Source organism: Mycoplasmopsis gallinacea, assembly GCF_900660495.1.
In the GTDB taxonomy this organism is placed as follows: Bacteria; Bacillota_I; Bacilli_A; order Mycoplasmatales; family Metamycoplasmataceae; genus Mycoplasmopsis; species Mycoplasmopsis gallinacea.
Map to the genome: position 1 here is coordinate 1,042,716 of NZ_LR214950.1, position 24,802 is coordinate 1,067,517.

A 24,802-nucleotide genomic window follows, 5' to 3' on the forward strand; every position below is an offset into this window, starting at 1 on the left:
AACTTGCGAAAGAGGAAAATATGTCTAAAATGACTGATAGTACAAAAAAGACTATTAAAACTCTTGCTATTTTATTTGCTGTAATTGATGTATTTGTTGTTGGAATGCTTATTACAATGACAATTGCGCACTTTAGTTTAAAAGATGGTACAGGCTTTAATGGTGCCGGAGTTGTATTTTATTTAAAAAGAGTTATCATTGACAACTTCTTAGGTGTTAATGCGTTCTTAATTGGTTCAATTGTATTTATTGGATATCTTGTTTTAGGTCGTGGAATTAGAGATGCTATTTTAGGCTTCATTAAATCTGCTATCGGTATCTTAGTATTATCAATTGGATCAGGAATCCTTGTAGGGATGTCAAAAGAAATTTTCGTCCAAATTTCTAAATTAGGAGCTGGTGTTACTTCGCTTGACCCTTACACAGGATGAACATCTGCTGAAAACTTTTTAAAAGCTTTAAATGGTCAAAATGTTTCAGCATTTATCTCTTATGCTCTTCTTATTGGATTTGCTATTAACTTAACTTTAGTAGTATTCCGTCGTTGAACAAACGTGCACTCAATTATGTTAACTGGACACGTTATGTTCCATCAATCAGCTATGGTTGTAGCCGGAACAACAGTTTCACTTTTCTTAAGTAATACTGCATTAAGTTATGGTGCACAAACTGGAATTATTCTTATTTCAGGATTAATTTTAGGTCTTTACTGAGGAATTGGATCAACAGCTACAATTAAAGGTTCAGATGCTGTAACACAAGGTGCTGGATTCTGTGTTGGTCACCAACAAATGTTAGGTCTTTCACTTGCTTACAAAATCGGAAGATTCTTTGGTAAAAAAGAACAATCAGCTGAAAATATGGTTCTTCCTAAAAAATTAAAAGTGTTTGAAGATAATATCTTTACTCAATCACTTATTATGTTAATTCTTTTCACAATTTTAATCGCTATTATTGCGGCTAAAAACCCAATCGGATCAGTATTTGATGGTCAATCATACAAATGAACAAAAGTATTATTACCTAACTGAGCAGTAGATGGAAATGTGTTCTTTATCTTTAACATCTTATTAGGAGCTCTTAAACTTGTAGGAAGTATTCTTGTTATCCAAACAGGAGTTAGAATGTTCGTAAGCGAATTACAACAATCATTCCAAGGTATTACAGAAAAAGTTGCTCCAGGTGCTGTGGTTGCAGTTGATGTTGCTGCTACATATGGATTCTCTTCAAACTCAGTAACATATGGATTTGTTAGTGGAACAATCGCTCAATTTATTGCAACAGGTCTTTTAATTGGTCTTTCACAAATTAATTTTGGACCACACTTTAAATTAGATATCACAATCCCATTATTTATTACATTATTCTTCAACTCTGGATCAATTGGGGTATTCGCTAATGCTTCTGGTGGATTCAAAGCTGCTTTAATTGTTCCTGCAATCTTTGGATTTGGTGAAATCTTATTATCATCACTTGGTCTTAGCTTGCTTAAAATGCATGAAGCATTTGTCCAAAATGCTCCTAAAGTTAGCGATGCAGCACACGTATTTGGAACAGGATACTTAGGAATGTTCGATTGAAACGTATTCTTCGCTCCAATGATGGGATTTGGAAGCTTACACCCAGTTGTAGGTGGAATTGTATTTACTGGTGCTATTGGATCACTTGTTGCGTTCTCACAAATTGTTGACTCAGGAAGACAATCAGAACCTACATTCTTACAAAAAATGTTTAAATTAAACATTCAAACATACAACCACTAATTAGATAGACTAATTTATTTAATTAGTAAATTTAAATAAAAAAACAAAAACAAAAATTAGTAACAAAATTAAATTTTCAAAGGAAGTACTTATGAAAGTATTATGTTTATGTGGAAGCGGAATGGGAACTTCAATGATCATCAAAATGAAAGTTAGTCAAGCTCTTAAAGAACTTGGAATTAACGGATCAGTTGAAGCTCTTGGACTTGGACAAGGAAAAAGTGTGGCAAATAACTATGATGTTATTTTATGTACACAAAACTTTGTTTCAGAAGTTAATACAAAAGCTCAAGTTTATGGTCTTAAAAATATTATGAATCTAGATGAAATTAAAGCGGCTCTTAATGATGCAAAAGAAAAAGGTATTAATTAATGGAAAGATTAAATCTTTTAGAAAGTTTACTTGCTCATAATTCAATTGAAATTCAACAAGAAGCTTCCTCATGAAAAGAAGCAATCAAATTAGCTTGTAAACCACTTGAAAAAGCTGGAGTTATTACTGAAAAATACTATCAAGAAATATTAGATTCAACAGAAAAATATGGTCCTTACTACATAATTGCCAAAAACTTTGCAATGCCACATGCTAGCGATACAGAAAATGCTGTTTTATCAAATGGATTCTCACTTGTAACATTAAAAGAACCAGTTAAATTTGATGATGGGCAAGAAGTAAAAATTTTAATGTGTCTTGCAGCAAAAGATGGAGAAGTGCATACACAAGTAGCAATTCCACAAATTGTAGCTGTTTTTGAAGATGAAACAAACATTGACAAAATAGCTTCTTCAAAAACTAAAGAAGAAGTTGTCGAAATAATCAAATCTGTTGATTATACAAAATATGTTATTCAATAAAAAGGAGCAAAAATGGGAAAACCACTTTTACAAATCGCTTTAGACAACTTAACTATTGAAGATGCTATTAATTCAGCTAAAAAAGTTGAAAAATACATTGATGTAATTGAAGTTGGAACAATCTTAATTGCATCAGAAGGTAAAAAAGCTATTAAAGCTCTTAAAGAAGCCTTTCCAGATAAAATCATTGTTGCAGATGGAAAAATTGCTGATGCAGGAAAAGTTTTTGGAAAAATGTTCTTTGAAAATGGAGCAGATTATACTACATGTATTTGTGCAGCTGAGCTTCCTACTATTGTAGAAACAATGAAAGTTGCTAAAGAATACAAAGATACAAATGAAGTTCAAATTGAAATGACTTCTAACTTTACTTGGGAACAAGCAAAAGCTTGAAAAGAAGCTAATGTTCCACAAGTTGTATGACACAGAAGTAGAGATTCACAAGCTTCTGGTGTTAAATGAGGTGAAAAAGATATTAATGCAGTTGATCGCCTTTCAAAAATGGGATTCAAAGTTACTGTCACAGGTGGTGTAGCTTTAGAAGATATTAAATTATTCAAAGATATTCCAATTTACATTTTCATTGCTGGTCGTAGCTTAAGGGATGCAGAAAATCCAGAACTTGCAGCTAAAGCATTTAAAGATGAATTTGACAAATATTGAAGTTAATATGAAAAAGAATAGACTTATCGGAATATATGAAAAAGCAATTAATAATAAATTTTCACTCGAAGAGAAAATTTTAATTGCTAAAGCATCTGGTTATGATTTTATGGAATTTTCAGTTGATGAATCAGAACAGAGATTAAAAAGATTATCTTGAAGCGATGCAAAAATTCAACAAGTACAAATGCTTTTAGTTAAACATAAATTTAACTTTAATTCAATGACTCTTTCAGGTCATCGTAAATATCCTTTTGGCTCAAAAGATCCAAAAATTAGAAGAAAAGCTCTTTGAATTATGGAAAAAGCTATTATTTTAGCTAAAAAACTTGGTATTAGAACTGTTCAATTAGCTGGATATGATGTATATTATGAAAATTCTGATGAAGAAACTAAAAAATACTTCTATCAAGGAATGCAAAAAGCACTGCAAATAGCTGCTAAACATTCAGTTATGCTGGCTTTTGAAATTATGGATACTCGCTTTATGGGAACTATTTCAAGAGCTTTAACTTGAGTTAATAAACTTGATAGTATTTACGTTGGAATTTATCCAGATTTAGGAAATGTATATCAATGAGCTCACAAAGAAGATTTAGAAAATGAACTTGTTATTGCTAAAAATAAACTTGTAGCTTTTCATTTTAAAGATACAGTTCCGGGTAAATTTAGAGACACTCCTTTTGGAAGTGGAACTGTTGATTTTGAATATATGCTTAAAATTCTTAAAAAACACAAATTAAATCAACCGATTATGATTGAAATGTGATCTTTAAATGATCCAAATGAAACTAAAGAAGAAGCTATTAAATACATTTTAGATGCAAAAGAGTTTTATGAAAAATGCTGAGCCAATGTAGATGGAGATAATTAATGCGTTACAAAGTACCAAAAAAATACCAAGATGAAATTGAACTTCTTAAAAAAGAAGTATATGAAGCAAATTTAAAGCTTGTTGATTACAAATTAGTTATTCATACTTGAGGTAATGTCTCAGGAATTACTCGTGATCGCAAATTTATGGTAATTAAACCTAGTGGAGTTTCATACGATAAACTTTCTTACCATGATATGGTAATTACTGATTTAGAAAATAATATTTACGATTCAAAATACAAACCATCAGTAGATGCTCCTACTCACACACTCTTATATAAAGCAAACCCTGATATGAAGGGAATTGTTCACACTCACAGTAAACATGCAGTAGCTTTTGCGCAAGCAGGAAAAGATATTCCTTGCTTTGGAACAACTCATGCAGATAATTTTTATGGATCTGTGCCATGTGCAAGAGCACTTACACCAGCAGAAATTGATTCAGAATATGAACACAATACTGGCTTAGTTATTTTAGAAACATTTAAAAATAGAAACTTAGATTTTAAAGCAACTCCAGCAACACTTGTTAAAGAACATGGACCATTTGCATGAAGCTTTAAATCACCATTAGATGCTGTTAATATGGCTCTTACACTTGAAACGGTAGCTGAAATGGCTATTAACACCTTAATTGTTTCAAATTCAGATTCACACCAAGCGCAAGATGCGCTTATCACAAGACACTATTTACGTAAACATGGTAAAAACGCTACATATGGACAAGAAAAGCACTAATTTAAAATTCATTTTCGATTTAGATGGCACACTTTTAACAAGTGATAAAGTTTTAACTACAGAAACAATTAAGCAAATTCACCTTTTACAAGCTCAAAATCATTTAGTTTTTATTGCTACTGGTAGACCTTATTATATGAATAAGGAAATTATAGATCTATTAAATATCCAAACCCCAATTATTAGCGCCAATGGAGCTGCTATTTACGATCCAAATACAGAAAAAATAATTTATAGTAACACTTTTAGTCAAGAAGATGCAGAACAAATTACCTTAATTTTAGAAAAATACCAAATCGATTTTCTAGCTTATGCACTTGATCAAATGCTTGGAGAAAATATTCACAATCCTTTATGATTTGAAAAAATGATTTATCCAAAAGTGAAAGATCCAAGCTATAAATACTCTTGAAAATACACCGAAACACAAGTTTCAAAAGAAACTCAAAATTTAAAATTTATAAAATTCTTAATTCTTGCACAGAAAATTGAACCTTCAATTTTAGAAAAAGCACTAGCAGAAATTGAAAAAGTATCTTCAAATATTTATTTTGTTAAATCTCAAAGTTCTGTCATCGATATAATGCCAAAAGGATCAAATAAATGAAATTCAGTACAAAAAGCTTTCGCATATATAAATTTAGATATATCAAATAGCTACGCTTTTGGCGATGCTTTAAATGATTTTGAAATGATTAAAAATGCTAGCTGAGGAATTGCGATGGGTAATGCAGTTAAAGAAGTTAAAAAAGTAGCTAAAATTGTTATTGATACAAACGATAATGAAGGAGTTGCTAAATTTTTAGCAAAAAATGGCTATGAAGATTAAACGGGTTAAAAAAATGAAAATCAACTATATTGATGGAAGATTTTGATATTACCCATCAATATGAACCTTATCAATTCGCAAATGAGCATCAAGACCATATAAAAGCATAAATGAACTTATGAGCCATACTGAAGCAATTCATGAAAGAACTTGAATTGACATAAATAAAGATCCTAACTTTAAATTCTTCAACGAATTTCAAAAAGTGTTAAATACCAAAATTTTCTTAGAAAAACCTAAAGCGGATCAAAAACAATTTAGCTTTGAAATCTTACCTAAAGTAGAACTAATTATCCCAGTAGAATCATTAAAAAGTATTGAGCAAGGAAAGTTTTTTGCTTGACCATTAATTGAATTTAAAAGATTGTGCCAACCCCAGTTAAATGCAATCGAAACCAATCAGATAGTGCAAATTATTTATAGTTCAAAATATAATTTTGACATTCAAATAGTTACTAAATAATTTTTATCAATCAAAAAAACAAAAAAGGAAAAAATTACCTTTTTTGTTTTTTTAGTTCATTTTTGATACTTAAATCATCCAAAATTTATATTATAAGTGTATGAAAGCAAAACAAATTTCTTCTAATGAATGCGCACTTATTGTGCTATCATTTTTTATCAAAAAATTTACCAAGCAAAAAATTTCAATTGAAAAGCTTAAAGATGAATCTAACCTTTCTTCTAAAGGACTAAGTCTTTCTGAATTAAAAGAATTAGCAAGTAGCAACAATCTTGAAGTAAATTTCTTTAAATGCTCTGCTGATAATTTACAAAAACTTGAAAGTGATGAATTTCCTTTTGCAACGATTATTAGGGAAAATAATTTCAATCATATGGTAATATTACACAAAATAAGGAAAGGAAAAGTGTATTTTTATGACCCTAAAAAAGGTGATGTCAAAATGAAACTTGAAGATTTTGAAATCATTTATCAAAACGTAGTTCTTGAATTTAAACTAAATAAAGATTTCCAAAAGATAGCTCCAAAACAAAAAGCTCAAAAATCCAAAGTAAAACTAAGTTTTTTAAGCACAAAAATCAGTGTTTTTTATTTTTGTGTTTTAATGATTGATTTTTTAGTTACTTTAGGAATTGCTTATGCAAATAAACTCTTTTTTGGAATTTTGATTGAAAAATCAATGCTTTATTTAGCCTTATCTCTTTTTCTGATCTTATTTTGATTTATTCTTTTCAATGCTTATTTAAAATCATTTATCACTAAGAAACTATACCAGTATAGCTTTAATCAATTTTGCCTGGCTAAAAAAGAAAGTTTTCTCAATTTATTTACTTTAAATAACAAGCGCTTTCAAAAATATGATGAATTGGAAATTTACCAAAGAATGCAAAATTATGAATTTTTCATTTTTTATAAACTTACATTTAAAAGTGATGTTTTAGCTGATTTTCTTTCTTTTGTAATTTCTGGAGTTATTTTTTATCTTACTAACATTTATTTAATTTCAATAGTCGTCATTTACTGCATCTTTTCATTAATAATTTGCTTTTTTATCAAAACAAATTACGACCAAAACTATAGACAAATCATTAATAACAAATTAAAAGAAGGAAATGACTTTAATAATTTATCATTCAGTTTCAAAGTTAACAATGACCCAATTTTAAATGAAACTCTACTTAAAAAATGATTAAATCAAAACAATAATTCTTACAAAATAGTCTCAAATTTTTACTCAAATAACATTAATTATGGCTCAATTGAAGGTTTTCTTTCAATTATTGCACCTATTTTCATTTTACTAATTGGAGCAATTCTAACTTGACATAATAAATTATCGAAAACAGAGCTTATCTTCTTTTTAACAGGTGCATCTTTATTTATTAAACCGGTAAAGAATGTTACATCTCATTTACAAACTTATAAAAAATATAAGGATTGCCTTGAAGTTTTAAGAATTTTTGAACATAATTCAAAAGATATTGATGAGAAAAATAAAAGTTCTTTAGTTTTTGAACAAAGAATTGAAAACATCAAAATTAGCTATTTAGGATACAAATTTTCTAGTTATAAAAAGTTAAATATAGACAATCTCATAATTGATCAAAAATGCATTTTTGAAGGTAATAATGGATGCGGAAAAACTACTTTATCGAAAATTTTATCCGGAGTGAATGATTTTGACGAAGGAGAAATTCTTATTAACAATCAAATTGTAAGACCTTTTGAGAATAACTTAGTTAAACAAAAAATTGCTTTAATTGATTCTAATGAGCAAAAAATGTCTATTTCTTTAACTCAGTATTTATCAGTTGATAATTTAAATCAATTCCATTCGCTTTTGAAAGAAACCAAATTAGATATTCTTTTAAGCAAAGTGGGCATTTATGATTTTGAAACAACTATGATTAATGAACTTTCAAAAGGTCAGCTTCAATTTGTAAAGCTGCTTAAATTATTTATTTTTGAATACGATGTAATTATTTTTGATGAAGCTTTTGAGAACTTATCAATAGAGATTTTTCAAATTTTTCAAAAGTATTTTCAAATTCTTTTAGCTTCAAAAATAGTTGTTGAAATTTCACATAATCAAAGATATATTTTCCCAAGTTCAAAAAGGATAACAATCAATGGAATCAAATAACAAAAACTATTATTTATTCTTTCTTTTCTTATTTTTTCTTTTTGGAGCTATTTTAGTTTTCTTATTTTTTATTCAAATAGATAAAAAAGAACCTGCGATAGTTATTTTTCAAAATGATGAATTGGAGCTAAAGAATATCAATTTAGGTAAAGAAATTCAAAGCAGCTACAATATTAATTTTGAAATAGACTCTTTGCATTATCAAACCAAAATTGAGATTATTAATCAAAGTGAAAATACCATTTTAATTGAATCAGATTTTCTCAAAGAGCAAATGAAACTCAATAATTGCTATCAGTGTAAGGTGTTTCTTACTTTAAAAAGAGTTAATTTCTTTACTTTTCTCTTTAATTTGTAATTAAATGTGAAAAAATGCCATATTTATTATGTTTTAATTAAAAAAATCTAATTTTTAGTTACTATTAATACCAAAAAATATATTTCTTAATATAATTAAAAATATGCATAAATCAAATATCGAATTAAATTTTCATTCAGAAGTAAAAAACTATATTTTTTATGAAAATGAAATGATTGAAATCATTAAGAATTTTGCAAAATATTTCAAAATCAAAAAACCTATTCATTTAGATGTAACTATTGTTTCAAAACAAAAAATTAAAAAATTAAATAATGAATATCGTGGCAAAGATTATGTCACTGATATTTTATCTTTTGATTTTAGAGATAATGAACTTTACGATTTATTACCTTTTTATCATCTTGGTGAACTTGTTATTTGCTTTGATAAAGTTGTAAAACAAGCTAAAGAGTTTAATCATTCATTAAAAAGAGAATTTTGTTACCTTTTCACACATGGTCTAGTGCATCTTCAAGGATATGATCATGAACAAGAAGATGAACGAGAAGTGATGAACAAAATCGTGGATGATATTTTTAATCCTTTAAATATAACAAGAAATGAGGAATATATGGATATTTTAAAATTAAAAAAATTACTTGATAAATCATATGCACCATATTCTAATTTTAGAGTAGCTGCAATTGCAATTGATAATGATGGAAATGAATACTATGGGGTAAATGTTGAAAATGCAGCATACCCATCTGGACTTTGTGCTGAAAGAAGCGCTCTTTTTGGTTCAGTAGCATATGGGGGAGTGGTTGGAAACTTCAAAGAAATACACATTATTAGTCAAAAAGATGATTATATTAGCCCATGTGCTGGATGTAGACAAGTCATGACTGAATTTATGCCTTTAGATGCCAAAGTTTATCAATACAAAAACGATGGAAGCAGCGCTAGAATTTCAACAGTAGAAGAACTTGTTCCATTTAGCATTAGAGCAAAGGATATTAAATAATGAAGATTTGTTTTGCTTCAATTATTGGAAGACCTAACGTAGGTAAAAGTTCTCTTTTAAACGCTATTATTGGATATAATGTTGCGATTGTGACTGATGTAGCCCAAACCACAAGAGACCAAATTACAGGAATTTATACTGATGATGAATATCAAATAATTTTCACAGATACACCAGGTATTCACAAGCCTTTAAATAAACTAGGGGAACATTTAAACAAAAGTGCTTATGATACTTTTAAAGATATCGATGTACTTTTATTCTTAACACCTGCAGATCAAGAACTGGGTTCAGGTGATGAAATGATTTTAGAGAAAATTAAAGATGTAAAAAACAAAATTGCAGTTATTTCAAAGGTAGATAAAGTAAAATCTCAACCAGAAAAAATTGTTGCTAAAGTTGATCAATTAAATAAATACAACTTTAATCACATCATTTCAACAGATGTAAATAATTCTAAATCCATTAATGACGTTATAAAATTAATCAAATCATATGCTTATGAAGGGGAAGCACAATATGATGAAGATTACTTAACAGACAAATCAATGCGTTTTTTAGCTAAAGAAATCATTCGTGAAGCAGCTATTAATGCATTAAGAGAAGAACTACCACACTCAATTGCTGTTGAAGTTACTGAGTTTGTAGAAAGTGATGAACATTTTGATATTGAGGGAATCATTTATGTTAAAAAAGCTTCTCAAAAAGGGATGGTAATTGGGGCAGGTGCCTCTAAAATAAAAGAAATAGGTAGAAACGCACGTATAAAAATGATGCATCAATTTGGTGTTAGCGTAACTTTAAACTTAACTGTTAAAATTGCTAAAAAATGAATTGATGATGAAAAAACTTTATCTAAATTCGGTTATGGAAGAGGTTAGACAATGAAAAAATATAAATTTTTACTCTCATCAGCAATTATTGCAACATCTTTTGCTTCACCTTTAGCTGTTATTTCTTGTGGAGATGAGCAAGTTGCTGCTAAAGATACTTTAGTTATTAATTACCAAGGAAATATTCCTTTTAATCCTCTTTTTCTTGATAATTCAACGGAATCGCAAAGTAGTGTTAAAAGTGATGATATTTTAGCTACCATTTCAAGTGCAAAACTTTTCAGAAACCAAACAATTACTTCACCAATTATTGACCCAAATAAAAATGGTGAAGTTGTTAAAAAAGGAACTTACAAATTTGCTTTAGATTTAGCTGAATCAATTACTGTTTATGATGCTAAAGAAAAATCTAATACATTTAATAATGATAATGTTTCAGAATCGACATTTAGCTCAGATTTTATTTACGAACAACTATATTCAGAAGATCCAAAATCTATTAACAGTCGCTTTTTTAAAGAAAAAATGCAACAAGCTGTCAAAATCGAAATCAAAGTAAGAGATAATGTATATTGAAGTGATAACAAAGGAACTAAAACAAAATACAAAGTTGTGCCAGAAGATTTTTGATTCTCATGAATGCGTTCATATCACATTGGGCATACCAATAGAGAAAATTCTTATTTAGATTTATTTAATAATGATGTAGAAAATCTTGATGAAAAGCAAAAACAAAGTAAAAAAGCTGAATTAGCCAAAAAATTATCTAGTTTCCTTGATCAAAAAGCAATGAGTAGAATTGGGGTAAATGATAGATTCAATGATCAATTATTTACTAACGAAAACTTATTTACATCAAATAAAGTTTCAGTTAAGTTATTTAGAGAGACTAATGAAGATTTAAATCCGTTAAATGCAATCAAAGATGGTAAATTAGTTTTTCAAACAGATGAAGAAGCTTCTAAAAATAATGGTGACTTTTTAACTTTCTGAAATTTAGTACTTAAAGATTCGAATTTGTTTTCAGCAGCGCCAAGTCAATATATTCAAGAATCATCACAAAAACCTAAATTTAATGAAACAATTGACTACCAATACTCATTGGAAAAAAATGGAGAAATCAAAACCCTTAAAGCACCTATTTATGGTGATAAAATGGTTAAAAAACTTGGTCTTTACTTCTATGGTGTGAATGGGTTTGAAGAAAATCTTTATGCTAGCGCTTACGTTCCGTATCAAGGAAGTTCAAAAACTAATTCTTTATCATTTAAGAAAAATCCTAATTACTGAGATACAAAATTTGTAAATTCACAAAAATCTTTACAAACAATCAAATTAAATGCAAATGTTTCGGATAAATCTCAAAAATTAAATAACTTCCTTAATGGTGAAAATTCTATCTTAAGTTCTAATGATTATTCACAAAATGATTTACATAAACTTAATTTAAGCGATTTAAGTAAATACAACATTACTTACATTCAAAATATCAATAAAAACAAATCTGAAGGATTAACCGGAACAAACATCACACCAGCCCCAAATATTATCACTAAAGATGAAGTTTATAGCAAAGATTACGAAAACCACGCTTTTAACAATGTGTATGCTAAATTAGTATATAATGCAACAATTGATGATATCAAACGTGGATTTAAAAAGCAAACAGATGATCAAACCGGATATGTTTTTGGATCTAAATCAATTTCTAGTGGACTTTTTGAAACACGTTCTGTATCATTTAGAAGCTTACTTAACGGTGCAATTAACTGAAAATGAGTAGCTGAAAAAGTTAATTCAGATAATAGTTCACAAATTATTCCTTGATTAACAAATGCTGCACCAGATGCATTAATTGGTGGAAATAACCAAGAAACATCAAAAGTGAAATCTCCACGTGATGCTCATGAAACTATCAATACCTTAAAAGTAATTCTTGCTGATGGAACAGTAGAAACTTTAGAAAATAACAACAACACTAAATCATACGAAAGTGCAAATTTTGAGCTTATTAAAGCTGAAATGAAAAAATTACTTGATAATTTCTACAAATCTTTAAGTGCTGATCAAAGAGGTCAAAAAGTTAAATGATACATTTATAATTCAAGAATCATTAATGAAAAAGAAAGAGAAATTTATAATCAAATAATTAATACCATTAAATCAATTGACCCTAGATTAGAACCTGTTTTTGTTCAACTTACAACTTCAGAAGAAATTACCAAAGCTTTAGGTGAAGAAAATGGTGCTGGATATAACTCAATTGATCAAAAGATAGTTTATTCTTATGAAAGTGGGCAATCTCAATATTCATTTTTAGATAAAATAACTCACGGTATCGGAATGAGTCCATTTGCATTATGATATAAGTTTTCAATTTTAAATGAAAATGACCCATTAGCAGTTGAATTCCCTGGTTTATATGCTTTTTCTAAAGCTATGAAAGAAGATTTTGAATCTAAGAAATATAGATTAGCAAAAATTTATGACCCAAGTGTCGAGGGAAATTATCGTGATATTGTTTGAGATGATTTAGATAAATTTAATTCTTTTGAAGAGATGCAATTATATAGAAACAGTGTTTATGATGCAAAATTAAATGGTTGAACATATGCTAACAAAAATGGGCCTGCAGGAATTGGTTATTTAATAGTTGATAACAAATGACTTGTTCATAACATTAATACATCAAAAGAATTTGCAATTAGATTTTTAAAATCTCACACAAATGAAACAGTTGTACAACTTCTTCAAGATTTAAATATCTGAAGATCATTTGGTATCGACATCTTTAAATTTATTAAAACAAGCTCATACTTAATTACTCATAAAGACTTAGATTTAGTAATTCCGCTTGATAACGTAATTTATGTTCAAGACTATAAAGTTAAATCTCAAAAATAAAATCTTTTTATTAATTTTAAAAAAATTCTTTCTTTCTATTACTTTTGTTATAGCTTTTACTTTTTTAGTGCATTTAATTTTAATTTCTTTATACCCACTACCTTTAAATGAAGAAATTAAAATTACATCTAATGAATTTGGAAGCATAAATTTAGTGGAACAAAGTAAAGAATATAACTTAGATAAAACCGCATTTACTAAATCATTTCTTTTTCTGTGAAAATTAATTACTTTTAGTGCAATTAAATTTTCACAGGTAGATACAAGTATTGCGGTTTTTTCTAATAATGATCGTAATGCTTGAACTTACTTTGTATCTAACAATGAAGTTAATTACTTAATTATTATATTTAGTCAATTTTTAAGTTTTATGATAGGTTATTTACTAGGTGTGTGAGCAGGTTATAAAAAAAGAAGCTATATTGATTATTTAATTAACTTTTTTTCTGTTTTATTCTTATCAACTTCACTTTTAATTGTAATCCCAATTGTAATTCATTTTGAATACCTTTTTGGAATTATTGTAAATTACAACCCTAAAAAAATTTCAACCTTTCTTTTTCCGATTGTAACTATTGTATTAATTTCGCAATCAGCAATAGTAAAGATAGTGCGGGGTGAAACAATTAAAGGATTATTGCATCCTAGCTATACTTATTACAAAAGCTTAGGATTTTCAGAATGATCCATTTTTCGAAAATCTATTTTAAAAAATACTATTGTTGCTCTATTACCTTTATTTCCTTTTTTACTTGTAGGGAGTTTATCTTCAAGTGTATTTTTAGAAACTTATTTTAATATTCCTGGAAATTGAAAACATATTTACGGAATTTTAATTAAAAAAGAAATTGGACCAATTTGCGTTTTAATTTATTTAATTGTTTTATCGTTCTCAATTTCTTATTTTGCTTGTGAAGTAATTAGAATCATTTTAAATCCATTTGTAGAAAGAAGTAAATAATGAGCCAGAATTTATTCAAATTTGCTCCAAATAAACAAAGAAATAATATTCGCTATCACGTTGAAAAAAGCAGTTTTTTAAGGCGATTTTTCAGATCTAAAATCAATATTATTCTTCTTGCTATTTTACTTTTAATGCTATTTTTTGCATTTATTAGTCTCTTTTTTACAAACGACCATTTTACTAAAAATGAACATGATTTTGAAATATCTCGCTTAGTAAAGCCTATTTTTAGCTCCAATCAAGATTATTATTTAGCTAATAATAACTCTTCAATATCAAATGAAATTATCAATAATTTAAAGCAGCACAAAATCAATTATAAAATTGAGGCGATGCCTTTTAATCGAATTATTTTTAATCATCGTGAATACTTAGAAAAAACAGGTTTTAATCACTGATTAATTTTAGGAACTGATGCACAAGGTAAAGATGTTTTAATTAACTCATTGCAGCTTTTTTGTGTAAGTGTAAGTATCGCTATTGCTATTTTTATCTTGGAATTTTTCTTTGGGTTCTATCTTGGAAGCTATCTAGCTTTTTCTGAATCTTTCTTTATTAAAAATTTAATCAAAGGTTTTAACTTATTTATCTCACTTCCGGATATTTTGACAATTTTAATTGCACTTTTAATTTTTCAAAATAAATTAGCTGTTTATATTGTTATTTTTATAACCGGAACAATTAGAATTAGCTATTGAAGCTATAATTACACATTAGAATTTATAGGGCAAGATATACTTAAAAATATGCTTTATATTCATGGAAATAAACTCAGAGTAATAAATAAGTATATTTTCAAAAACATCGTTGGAAAGCTTTTGGTTTTATTTGCTCGGAGAATTAATTACATTATATTCTTTATTGCAACAATTCATTTTTACGGATATCATTTTGACAACAATGTAGCTGTTTTATTCCAAAAAAACTGAGAATATCGAGCTATAAACTGGGCTCAAATTGTTTTTCCTGCTCTTTATTTAACTACCTTTTTTATTACTTTTCAGTTTTTAACGATCAAAATTGATTTATATCTTGATCCGAAAAATTCATAATCTTAGCTTGCTCTTGCAAGCTTTTTATTTTGGATTTATTTGCTTTAATATCAGTAAAATCGCAAACAAAAACACAAAATAGCATAAGCTAAATTGTGTTTATATAATTAATTTAGTTTCTTAATTAGTTATCCCTGAGTTTCCAAGTTGAGCCTATTTTTTAGGCTCATTTTTTTATACATATATCAAAGATATATGAGCTAAAGAAAAAAATATTTTTTTACTTACATTACATACATAAAATGATATAATAAGAGCATGAGTTACAGTTTATGCAAGAAAAAACAAAATGGAAAATATTATTTAGTTTTAGCTATTTCTAAAGGTTTTAAAAAAGGTTATGGAAATCAGATTGGTCTAGGATACTGAGAAGATATCAAAGAAAAGTATGGATTATCTTCAATTGAAGATATGAAAGAAATAGCAAAAAAAGTAGATACATCTTTAGATAAAGCTGTTGCAAAAGAAGAATTTTTTAAATTATTAAAACCCACTTCTGTAAAAACAAGTATCCAAAATATTGGAGTTGATTTAATTTATAAAGTTATTAAAGAATTAAATTTATTTTCAGCATTACCAAAAAGTAAACATAAATCGTTAGAAGAGGTTTTGGAATTTTTCATAGCAACTAGAATTATCCTTCCAAGAAGCTATATGTCACAATATAAAAATAAAAGTGATTTTATAAATGATATTAATGTTAAAAAATCATCAATATATAACTATCTTGATGTTATTTTCGAAAATAAGAATTCTGTTTTAGTCAATTTATTTCAAAAAATAAATGAATTTACAAATCGTAACAATAAAGTTTTTCACTTCGATAACACAACAGTTTATTTTGAAAGCTTTACAAGAGAAGGAATAAGAAAAAACGGTTTTTCAAAAGACGGAAAACACAATGAAGATCAAGTAGTCATAGCAATGGCTGTAGATGAAAACGGAATACCAATACACTATAAAGTTTTTCCAGGTAACACAGCTGATGGTAAAACAATGTTATCCTTCGTTTTAGAACTTCAATCAATCTATAAAATAAAGGATATTACAATAGTTGCAGATCGTGGAATAAATAACAACACAAACTTACGTTTCCTAGAACAAAAAGGAATTAAATATATATTTCAAAAAAGATTAGATACATTAAGTATTGGGATGAAAAAATTCATTCTTGAAGACAAACATTATGTTTTTAGAGATGAAATGTTTTGAAAAGAACAAATTGTTGAATCTATTTGAAATAAAAATAGATTTAACGGTAAATACAGAAAATGATGTGTGTTTTTCAGTCCTGGAAAAAGACTTTAGATAAATTAAGAAGAAATAATTTTATTGATAAATTGAATAAGAAAACTGTAAATGGAGAACTACCACTTAGTTCTTTAGTTCCAGAATATAAAAAGAAATACATGGACATTGATGGCAAAACAGTGGGTAAATTAAATTGAGAGAAAATTAAGAAAAAAGAATCTGAAGATGGTTTTTACATTATTGAAACCAATATTCTAGATTTAACACCAGAAAAAGCTAATGAAATTTACAGAAAACAATGAAAAGTAGAAGAAAATTTCAGAACATTAAAATCTTCTTTACAAGTTAGACCTGTTTTTGTTCATAATGAACAGCATATACTTGCGCATCTTTTGTTATGTTTCATTGCTCTTGTTGTTTTAAAATACTGTCTTTACAAATTAAAGAAATATTATGAAATCAATGGAGAAGTACAAAAAGTGACGTTAGATTTATTTGTGGATTCATTAAGAATGATGACTATAACAAAAAAAGAAGTAAATGGAAAAGTGGTACAAGAAATAATTAATGATTTGGATGAAAACCATAAAGAAAATATAAAAATTTATAAAGATTTTATCGCATGTATGAGTTAATTCTATGTGTGTAATTTTAAATATAAAAAACGAATACACCTTATTTATAGATGTATTCGTTTTTTATAGTGTATCAACTTGGAAACTCAGGATTTATTTGCTTTAATATCAGTAAAATCGCAAACAAAAACACAAAATAGCATAAGCTAAATTGTGTTTATATAATTAATTTAGTTTCTTAATTAGTTATCTTTTTTACGTTTTTTAGCAAAACCAATACCAAAAATTATAACCGCTGCTGTAAGAAGCACACCACCCATAATAACTAATCATTTTAATGCTGCCGCTGAACCAACTTTTAATGAATCAACTTTGGTTTTGTAAGCGCTATAAAGAACTTTTGAAATTCCTTCTGAGCTTAATTTAGATAATTGTTGTTTTTCATTTGCTGAAACTTTTGATTTTTTAGAAACAATTTCAAAGAATTTGTCTTGTTCTATTTGTTTAGCGAAGTTTACATATTGTTCAGGAGCAACTTGTTTTAAGTTTTCCATATTTTGTTCAAATGCTTCTTTATTTGCACTTAAAATAGCATCAACTAATCCAATTTCTGCTTCAGATAATTTTACAAATACTTCTTGATGTCTGATTAATCTGTCCCTTTGAAGAACTACTCTAGGGTCAGTAGCTACAAAAGCTAGATTTTCTTTAATAGAATTTTCAAGATTTTTCTTTTTATCATTGTAATCTTTATTAGATACTGATGAAGCTTGATATTTAGTTAAAGCATCATTAATACCATTTAATGATTTTAATAACTTAACTAAATTAAGGTAATCATTATTATTTAAATGAATATTACTAATTTGATCAATGATTGAATCAAGTTTTTCATTAGTTAAGTTTTCATTTTCATCACTTAATAAATCGCTAATTGAAGCGTCTAAATTATTAATATTTTCTTTTGCTTCATTTAATTCTTCTTCGCTATTGTAAGTGCTATTTTTAATGTGTTCTTTTAACTGAGCTTTATCTTCTTCTGAAAGATTTTCTTTTTCATCAATTAAATCGATAAGTTTTTGTTTTTTATCATTTTTATCAAGAGCATCTTTGTAAATGTTGTAAATTTGATCATCATCTTCTTGGTGTTTGTTGATTTCACTAATAAATTTTTCTTTTTCTTTATTGTTAAGATTTGGAAGATTATTAATTTTGTTTTTAAGATCTTCTTTGTTGTTTTGGATTTTTAAAAGAGCATCTTTAATTGTGTTTATTGCTTCCTTGATTTGATTAAGAGTTTGATTATCTTTATTTTTTAAGACTTTTTCACCATTTGCAATTGCATTATTGTATTGTTCTTGTTTTTGTGCTGATGAGTTTTGGAATTTTTCATCATTTTTAACATCCGCAGCACCATTTACTAAGTTTTGAAGTTCATTTACTTTATTTTGACGGTTAGTTTTTCCGTTTAAAGCAGCAAAATCATTTTTTAGTGTAGCTAAAAGAGCATTTACTTCATCATTAGATAAGTTTTTACCGTTTTGTTTATTTAAAGCTTGTTTTGCTTTGTTATATGAAGTTACGAAATTAGTTTTAAGTCTTGAATCAGCATCGACGTAATTTAAATCAACTAATGGATCACTTCCATTACCTTTCTGAATTTGCTTTTTAATGAAATCGCTAAGAGCTTTCATAGAACCATTAACATCATTTGCTTCTTTAAGAACTTCATCAACTGATTTATCTAAAGTTTCTTCATGAGGAGCAATTGTTGTTACATTATTTAATTGCTCTTTTAATGCTTTTTTTTGAGCATTATTTAAGTATTCAAGAGCTTCAATTGCACTTGCTGCATTTGTTTTAGATTCAGCAAGATGGGTTTTAGCACTATTTTTTAAATTCTCAATTGCATCTTGAGTTTGTTTTTTAAGCTTGTCAATTTCAGCATTAATTAATTCAAGATTATCAAGGTTATAAAACGGTTCATCATTAGTTGCATCATTTAGAAATTTAGTATTTTTCTCAATTTGATCATCAAATGCTTTCTTAAATGCATTTGTAGCATTTTCATAATCAAGTCCATTTTTAGCTGCATTGGCTTTAACTTGTTTTTGAACAAGTTCACCCATTTTAGCTGAAAGTGCATCAATTATAGTGTTGATTTTGTTTAATTCATCATTACTTTTAGCTTTGTTGATTTTATCTAAAAGAATTTGTTTTTCAACTGGAGAAAGAGCAGAATCAGCGCTAACTTTAGAAATTAATTCATTTCTTAAAATGTCACTAGATACACCATCAAGAGCTTCTCTTTCATTTTTAAGATCTTCTTTAAGTTTTGTAGATTGTTCTAAAGTTAAATTATCATTTACTTTGCCACTAACTTCATTAAATTTAGTATCAAAATCATTTTTAACTTTAACTGAAGCATTGTAATATTTATCATTATTTTTAATTGCTTCAGAAGCTGCAATTTCTTCTTTTAAATATTTCATTGCATTGTCAAGATCTTTAGCTGTACCAATGTAATTATTTTCGCTTGATCCTACAATAGTTTCAATGTCACTTAGTGTATTTTTAGAATTAATCAAAGCAATTAAAGCATCTTTTTGAGCCTGATTTAAATTAGGGAAAAATTGCGGATTATTAATTGCATTAATCGCGTTATCTTTAGCTGTTTGAAGATTTGTATTTCCATCAAGTTTATTTAAAGCGGTTTCTAGTTTAGTTACAAAATCTGTAACTTTTTCTAAACTATCTCCAACTGTGTTTAAATTATCTTTAGCATTTTTTAGCGCATTATCTAAAGTTGCTTTTTTATCACTTGTAGCTTGATCATAATTAGTGTAGTTTTGATCTTCAGAATTTGTTGCTTTTTGACCTGAAGTAATTAATTCTCTAAGTTTTTGCATTTTCTCATTAAGAAGATTTGCACTTCCTTTAGAACCGTTTTCTTCAATTTTAATTAAAGCTTTGACTTGTTCTACTGTATGAGCTTCACTGATTTTGTTTGAAATTAAAGTTTTTTGACTCTCATTTAAGTGTGTTAATTTTGCTAATTCTTCTTTACCTTTTGCTTTAGCATCATTAAGAGTTTTATCACCATTAAGAGCATCTAAAGCATTTCTTAAATTAGTAATTAAAGTTGTAATTTGCTTTTTATCTACTGATGTATTAGCTCGACTTAGAGCTGCTAAAGCGTTATCAAAATTAGGTTTTTTATCACCTGTAGATAATTTATAGTTATTTGTTTTTTTAGCTTTTTCCGCAGCAGCTTTTAATGAGGTTAATTGCTTCATTAACTGATTTATTGAATCACCTTTTGAAGAAGTAGTTTTAAAGCTACTTACTTTATCAGCGTCTTTAGCATTAGCCTCAGCCATTTTATCTTGAATTTCTTTGTTTAATTTAGTTTTTTGGTCTTTGGTTAAATTGGTAAAAGTTGCAATTTTTTCTAATGAATTGTAGTATTCTCAAAGAGTTTTTACTTCATCAATTAGCCCTTGAACCTCTCTTTTATTTAAGTTTTGACTAATCTTTGTTGAAATATTATTTAAAACTTCATCAAACACAGCTTTGTATTTTTGATCATAATTAGCAAAATTTTCACCATTTCTAAGGTTTCTTGCTTTTTCATAAAGATCTTTTAATTCACCCATTTTGTCATCAAGATCTTTAATTTCACCTGTATTATTTTCTGTATCTAAAAGTTTTTTAAGATCATTAGCATCATTTATAGTTTTAAGTTTATTGATGTAGAACTCTTTTTGAACGGTATTTAAGTACTTGAATTCTTTCAGTTTTTGTCTCAGGTTTTCTTTTTGCAATTTAAGATCGTTAATTACATATTTCACTTCAAAAATTAAACGGTTTGAATCATTTGGATCAACTTTAGATGTTGTGATGATATCTCAAATATCTTCTTCAGAAATTGAAATTGTTGGTTTTAATTGTCAAGTTTCAAAAATATTTTTATTTTGTCCATTGTATTGAGTTGTTCAGAAAGTAGGATTTGCAGCTTTATCAAAAGAATTGTAAATACGTGAATATCAAGTATCGACATTATTTCTTTGTCCGTTATCACTTAAAGTAATTGACTGTTCAGGGACAATAGCTTCTTCTAATCCGTTTCCTGCAGGTCTTACCAATTGATATGAAACTGAATTAGGTAATTTGTATTTTGAATCTTTTTCCTTGAATTCTTTGATATCAATTGAATAATTTTGACGATTAGGATTTACATCTGCGGCTTTTCAGTTAAAACTATAAACATCAACATTTTTATCATATGTTGTTCAACCAGCCATTACATAAGCTAATCCACCAGTATTTTTCTTATCAAACATCAATTGATTTTTACGAGTTTTGAATGTAATTTTAAATCAGTTTTGATCGTTGAAATCTAATGTAGGTTTTGGGCCGGTGTTGTAACCAAAACCAAGAATTGTACCTACGTTATCTCGGAATTTTTTACTCATTTGTCAATTATTGGGTCAGTTCTTACCTGACTTAACAGTTCCATCAACAATTGATTTAGGTGGATATCAAAATCTATTACCACCTTTTTTATTTATAAGATCTTCAAGTTCACTTCTTCAGTTGTCTATAAAGTAAGCTCTAATTGGTTGCGAATCTGCACTAGCACCGTGACGTCAATCAGTTAAAAGATCTTCATATATAGGATTAGGTTTTCAAGTAGGTTCTAATCTTTTTCGATCATCACCTTCTCAAGTAACAAGTGAAGATGTTCATCTGTTGTAGCTAGTTAAATAACCTAATCATTCTGAATTATATTTGTTTGGAATAGGAATATCTTTAACAATATTATTCATCTTAAACTCAAGATTCTCAAGATCATTTGTGATTCTTGGAGCTTTTAGTTTTTCATAAACTTCTTCAGATTGAGTGCTTTTATAAACTGTAATTTCTACACTGTCTTCCACAAATTCTAGCGCTTTAGATAATACAATACCAAAGCGTGGTGAACTGCTTCACATATCAAAATCATACCCCTCGATTTGTAAGAATGGTGCGATTCGGTTAAATGTAACTTCTCACTCTTGCTCGCTTTCGTATCAAAGATCTTGATTTTCTAATTTATTATCTCTTTCACCTTTCATTTTGATGGTTGCAATAGAATAATCTTTATCACCATAAAGAGTTCTTTCAAAACCTTGGTTAAAGTAATAGTTGCTTTTCAAAGTACCGTCTTTGAAGCTCGATTGTAATTTTCGTTGCAACACGGGCAGGTTCAAAAACACAAGAAAAAAAGCACGGCTAAATGTCACACTTTTTTTCTTGTGTTTTTGTTTCCTTGGTTTTTGTGATTTTTTATAAAGGAAAAAATAATTAATGAAAAAAGCAATTTATTTCAAAAACAACGGCAAAGCAGTGTTTATTTAAGAGATATTGCGCTTTTATTAAAAATTATAAAATTAAAGATTTTTCAAAAGGCAGAAAGTGGAAAAGAACAAACAAAAGAGAAAAAAAAGCAACAAAAATACCATTCCCTATTGCATTAGGAACGGTATTTTTGTTGCGTTGGAGATTAAACTCAAGTACGAAATATGGATGTGTCCATATTTCGTGGCCTATGATACGTAATATCCAAAACGACCAAGTGCGCTTGCAAGAGTAGAAACTTGCTCCGCTGACAGCGCTGAGTTTTTATTTGACACGGCATTTCCACTAAGAGTAATAAAGTCTTGTTTAACCCCCTCGGCAAGTAATTTATTAACTTCGCCTGGGAAAAGTGTTTGTGTTAATACTCCAAGTAAAATTCCAGATGCTACAACTACTAATACCGCACCACCAATTTTAACAAAAAGTCCTTTTTTAGATTGATGTTGCTCAGTTGAGAATTTGTATTTTAATCCTCAGTAAATAGATAAAACAATTGCAATTGCTATAATAACCGGAAGAACATACATTAAAACAAGTTTTGCAATAGAATATCCTCTAATGGATGTAATTCAAAGTTCTTTCGCCTTTGCATTTGTTCAATCATAATCTGTTTCAAAATAACGGATAACTTGTGTAATCATTTATTTTTTCTCCTTTGTTTTAATAGTTTTTTTTCTTTAATAAATTTTTTTAGGATCGTATTTTTAATATAAATTAGAAAAGTCACACGCAAATTTAATGCATGTGACTTTTTTGTGTCCATTGTGTAAAATAATAATGCTTGCAAAGAAAGGACACATTTTTATTATATGAAAAAATTGATAGATTTATCTAAACTAAATATTATTTGTGTAAAAAATAATGCTGAAAACTCACGTCACTTTATCATAAAAGAAACAGATGATGAGATAAAACGTCTTCACTCAAATGTTTCTTCTAAAAGATTGCTTAGAGATAAACAAATATCTATACTATTAATGTGAGAAATTATTTTAAAAGTTCTAGTGTTGAATTCAATATCAAAAGCAGCGAAATATTTTGGTTATCAATCTAGAACAATTAAACAAAAAATGGCAATAATGATTGAAAAAAATGACTATCATAAAAGCTTAAAAAATAAATTTATTTGCAAAAATTGTGGAGACAAAATTTTTATAACTAAATTTCTCTCCTTTAGAAAATTAGCAAATCATTTACTCAGTTATAAAACTAAAAGGTTAATGATAGTGTCAGAATCACAAAAAAATAAGTGAAGTTACTTCAAGAAATATTGAAACGATGTAACTAAAGAATTAAGAAAAAAAGCAAGCAAAAACTCTAAAAACATTAAATGTAAAATGTCTGTGAAATTTATGGTCAACTCGTTCAAACAAACAAATCCAGATACTTTTTGTCCTACATTTAGCACAATTTACAAAGCTCTAAAGCAACAAAGAATAAAGCTTCCTCTTGACCCGCTTTTATATTTATCAAGAGGTGGCTATACAAAAACTACATTAAAGCAAGGTAAAAAATCCTTGATACACGCTAGAGACCTAAAATATAGACCTGAAGAAGCGGATTTAAGGCTAGAAAAAGGGCATTTTGAAGCTGATACAGTAATAGGTAAAAGAGAAGATAAGTTTGTTCTTTTTACACTTTTAGACCGTAAAACTAGAGAGTTATATATCGCTTTAACCAAAAGAGATGCAAAATCAATTAACAAAGCATTAAAAATGTTAATAAGAAAATACAATCTTGAAATAAAGACTTTGACAGTAGATAATGGTAGCGAAAACACACTTCTTCATAAAGTGGTAGGTAAGAAAAAATTATTTAAATGTAAACCTTATGCTTCATATCAAAAAGGTTCAATTGAAAATGCTCATAGATACATTAGAAGATTTATTCCGAAGGGTAAAAGTTTCAATTCACTCACACAAGAATATGTGTTTTGACTCAAAGAACAAATCGATGAATACAAAAGAATATTAGCGATAGAAAATTAAAATTAATATCGATAAATGCTAAGTTCAAGATTGACGACCTAAACTAAATTTATGTGAATAAAACCTATTTTTTGTGTAAATGTCAGTTTAAATAAGAATAGTCTTGTAATGACAGTCTTTTGTTACAAATACATTAATTGCGTTGGCACGCGGCCTTCTTTTCTTTTCTTTCGCAGAAAA

The 24,802-nt window shown here is 27.7% G+C and carries 18 protein-coding genes and 2 pseudogenes; 18 read left to right on the forward strand and 2 right to left on the reverse strand.

Annotation, left to right across the window (positions count from 1 at the left end; translation table 4 throughout):
- Nucleotides 1–20 precede the first annotated feature (20 nt).
- The 17 genes and pseudogenes from EXC51_RS04035 (at nt 21) to EXC51_RS04110 (ending at nt 17,294) form a co-directional block, all read left to right on the forward strand.
- The gene (locus tag EXC51_RS04035) at nt 21–1,763 is read left to right on the forward strand and encodes a PTS ascorbate transporter subunit IIC (protein ID WP_223211663.1); all 1,743 of its coding nucleotides are present in this window, start codon (nt 21–23) and stop codon (nt 1,761–1,763) included.
- 91 nt (nt 1,764–1,854) lie between these two features.
- Nucleotides 1,855–2,136, forward strand: a complete 282-nt coding sequence (locus tag EXC51_RS04040; RefSeq protein ID WP_129620633.1) for a PTS sugar transporter subunit IIB — start codon at nt 1,855–1,857, stop codon at nt 2,134–2,136.
- Nucleotides 2,136–2,618 carry a PTS sugar transporter subunit IIA gene (locus tag EXC51_RS04045; protein ID WP_318024506.1) on the forward strand — a complete coding sequence of 161 codons (483 nt, stop codon included), beginning with the start codon at nt 2,136–2,138 and terminating at the stop codon, nt 2,616–2,618. Before EXC51_RS04040 ends, EXC51_RS04045 begins: the two co-directional genes overlap by 1 nt.
- 12 nt (nt 2,619–2,630) lie before the next feature.
- Nucleotides 2,631–3,287, forward strand: a complete 657-nt coding sequence (locus tag EXC51_RS04050) for a 3-keto-L-gulonate-6-phosphate decarboxylase UlaD (protein WP_129620635.1) — start codon at nt 2,631–2,633, stop codon at nt 3,285–3,287.
- Nucleotides 3,262–4,155 carry an L-ribulose-5-phosphate 3-epimerase gene (locus tag EXC51_RS04055; RefSeq protein ID WP_129620636.1) on the forward strand — a complete coding sequence of 298 codons (894 nt, stop codon included), beginning with the start codon at nt 3,262–3,264 and terminating at the stop codon, nt 4,153–4,155. The genes EXC51_RS04050 and EXC51_RS04055 overlap by 26 nt, the downstream gene beginning before the upstream one ends.
- Nucleotides 4,155–4,895: an L-ribulose-5-phosphate 4-epimerase gene (locus EXC51_RS04060; protein ID WP_129620637.1), complete on the forward strand. Its 741-nt coding sequence runs from the start codon at nt 4,155–4,157 to the stop codon at nt 4,893–4,895. Before EXC51_RS04055 ends, EXC51_RS04060 begins: the two co-directional genes overlap by 1 nt.
- Nucleotides 4,876–5,724, forward strand: a complete 849-nt coding sequence (locus tag EXC51_RS04065) for an HAD family hydrolase (protein ID WP_165001825.1) — start codon at nt 4,876–4,878, stop codon at nt 5,722–5,724. Before EXC51_RS04060 ends, EXC51_RS04065 begins: the two co-directional genes overlap by 20 nt.
- Entirely contained in the window at nt 5,714–6,187 is a 474-nt protein-coding gene (locus EXC51_RS04070; protein WP_129620639.1) for a hypothetical protein, read from the forward strand. Before EXC51_RS04065 ends, EXC51_RS04070 begins: the two co-directional genes overlap by 11 nt.
- A 100-nt stretch (nt 6,188–6,287) precedes the next feature.
- Nucleotides 6,288–8,330 carry an Mbov_0121 family peptidase domain-containing ABC transporter gene (locus tag EXC51_RS04075; RefSeq protein ID WP_129620640.1) on the forward strand — a complete coding sequence of 681 codons (2,043 nt, stop codon included), beginning with the start codon at nt 6,288–6,290 and terminating at the stop codon, nt 8,328–8,330.
- Nucleotides 8,317–8,688, forward strand: a complete 372-nt coding sequence (locus EXC51_RS04080; RefSeq protein WP_129620641.1) for an MAG1140 family protein — start codon at nt 8,317–8,319, stop codon at nt 8,686–8,688. Before EXC51_RS04075 ends, EXC51_RS04080 begins: the two co-directional genes overlap by 14 nt.
- Before the next feature lie 172 nt (nt 8,689–8,860).
- Nucleotides 8,861–9,256, forward strand: a pseudogene (ybeY, locus tag EXC51_RS04350) (rRNA maturation RNase YbeY); the annotation flags it as partial.
- A gap of 6 nt (nt 9,257–9,262) precedes the next feature.
- Nucleotides 9,263–9,655, forward strand: coding sequence for a cytidine deaminase (gene cdd, locus EXC51_RS04355; RefSeq protein ID WP_187469000.1), 393 nt, complete (start codon nt 9,263–9,265; stop codon nt 9,653–9,655).
- On the forward strand, nt 9,655–10,536 hold the full coding sequence (gene era, locus EXC51_RS04090; protein ID WP_129620643.1) for a GTPase Era: 882 nt from the start codon (nt 9,655–9,657) through the stop codon (nt 10,534–10,536). The genes cdd and era overlap by 1 nt, the downstream gene beginning before the upstream one ends.
- Nucleotides 10,537–10,539: 3 nt before the next feature.
- Nucleotides 10,540–13,392: an OppA family ABC transporter substrate-binding lipoprotein gene (locus EXC51_RS04095; RefSeq protein WP_129620644.1), complete on the forward strand. Its 2,853-nt coding sequence runs from the start codon at nt 10,540–10,542 to the stop codon at nt 13,390–13,392.
- The gene (locus tag EXC51_RS04100) at nt 13,358–14,353 is read left to right on the forward strand and encodes an ABC transporter permease subunit (RefSeq protein WP_129620645.1); all 996 of its coding nucleotides are present in this window, start codon (nt 13,358–13,360) and stop codon (nt 14,351–14,353) included. Before EXC51_RS04095 ends, EXC51_RS04100 begins: the two co-directional genes overlap by 35 nt.
- Complete coding sequence (locus EXC51_RS04105) at nt 14,353–15,408, forward strand: hypothetical protein (RefSeq protein ID WP_129620646.1); 1,056 nt, start codon at nt 14,353–14,355, stop codon at nt 15,406–15,408. Before EXC51_RS04100 ends, EXC51_RS04105 begins: the two co-directional genes overlap by 1 nt.
- A gap of 258 nt (nt 15,409–15,666) precedes the next feature.
- A pseudogene (locus EXC51_RS04110) lies at nt 15,667–17,294 on the forward strand (IS1634 family transposase).
- A 182-nt stretch (nt 17,295–17,476) separates the two neighbouring features.
- Here EXC51_RS04110 and EXC51_RS04115 read toward each other — a convergent pair.
- Nucleotides 17,477–22,432, reverse strand: a complete 4,956-nt coding sequence (locus EXC51_RS04115) for a GA module-containing protein (protein ID WP_129620211.1) — start codon at nt 22,430–22,432, stop codon at nt 17,477–17,479.
- A gap of 390 nt (nt 22,433–22,822) precedes the next feature.
- Nucleotides 22,823–23,275, reverse strand: a complete 453-nt coding sequence (locus EXC51_RS04120; protein WP_129620210.1) for a hypothetical protein — start codon at nt 23,273–23,275, stop codon at nt 22,823–22,825.
- A 168-nt stretch (nt 23,276–23,443) separates the two neighbouring features.
- On the opposite strand from EXC51_RS04120, the gene EXC51_RS04125 reads away from it, so the two are divergent.
- Complete coding sequence (locus EXC51_RS04125; protein ID WP_129620037.1) at nt 23,444–24,622, forward strand: IS30 family transposase; 1,179 nt, start codon at nt 23,444–23,446, stop codon at nt 24,620–24,622.
- Nucleotides 24,623–24,802 lie beyond the last annotated feature (180 nt).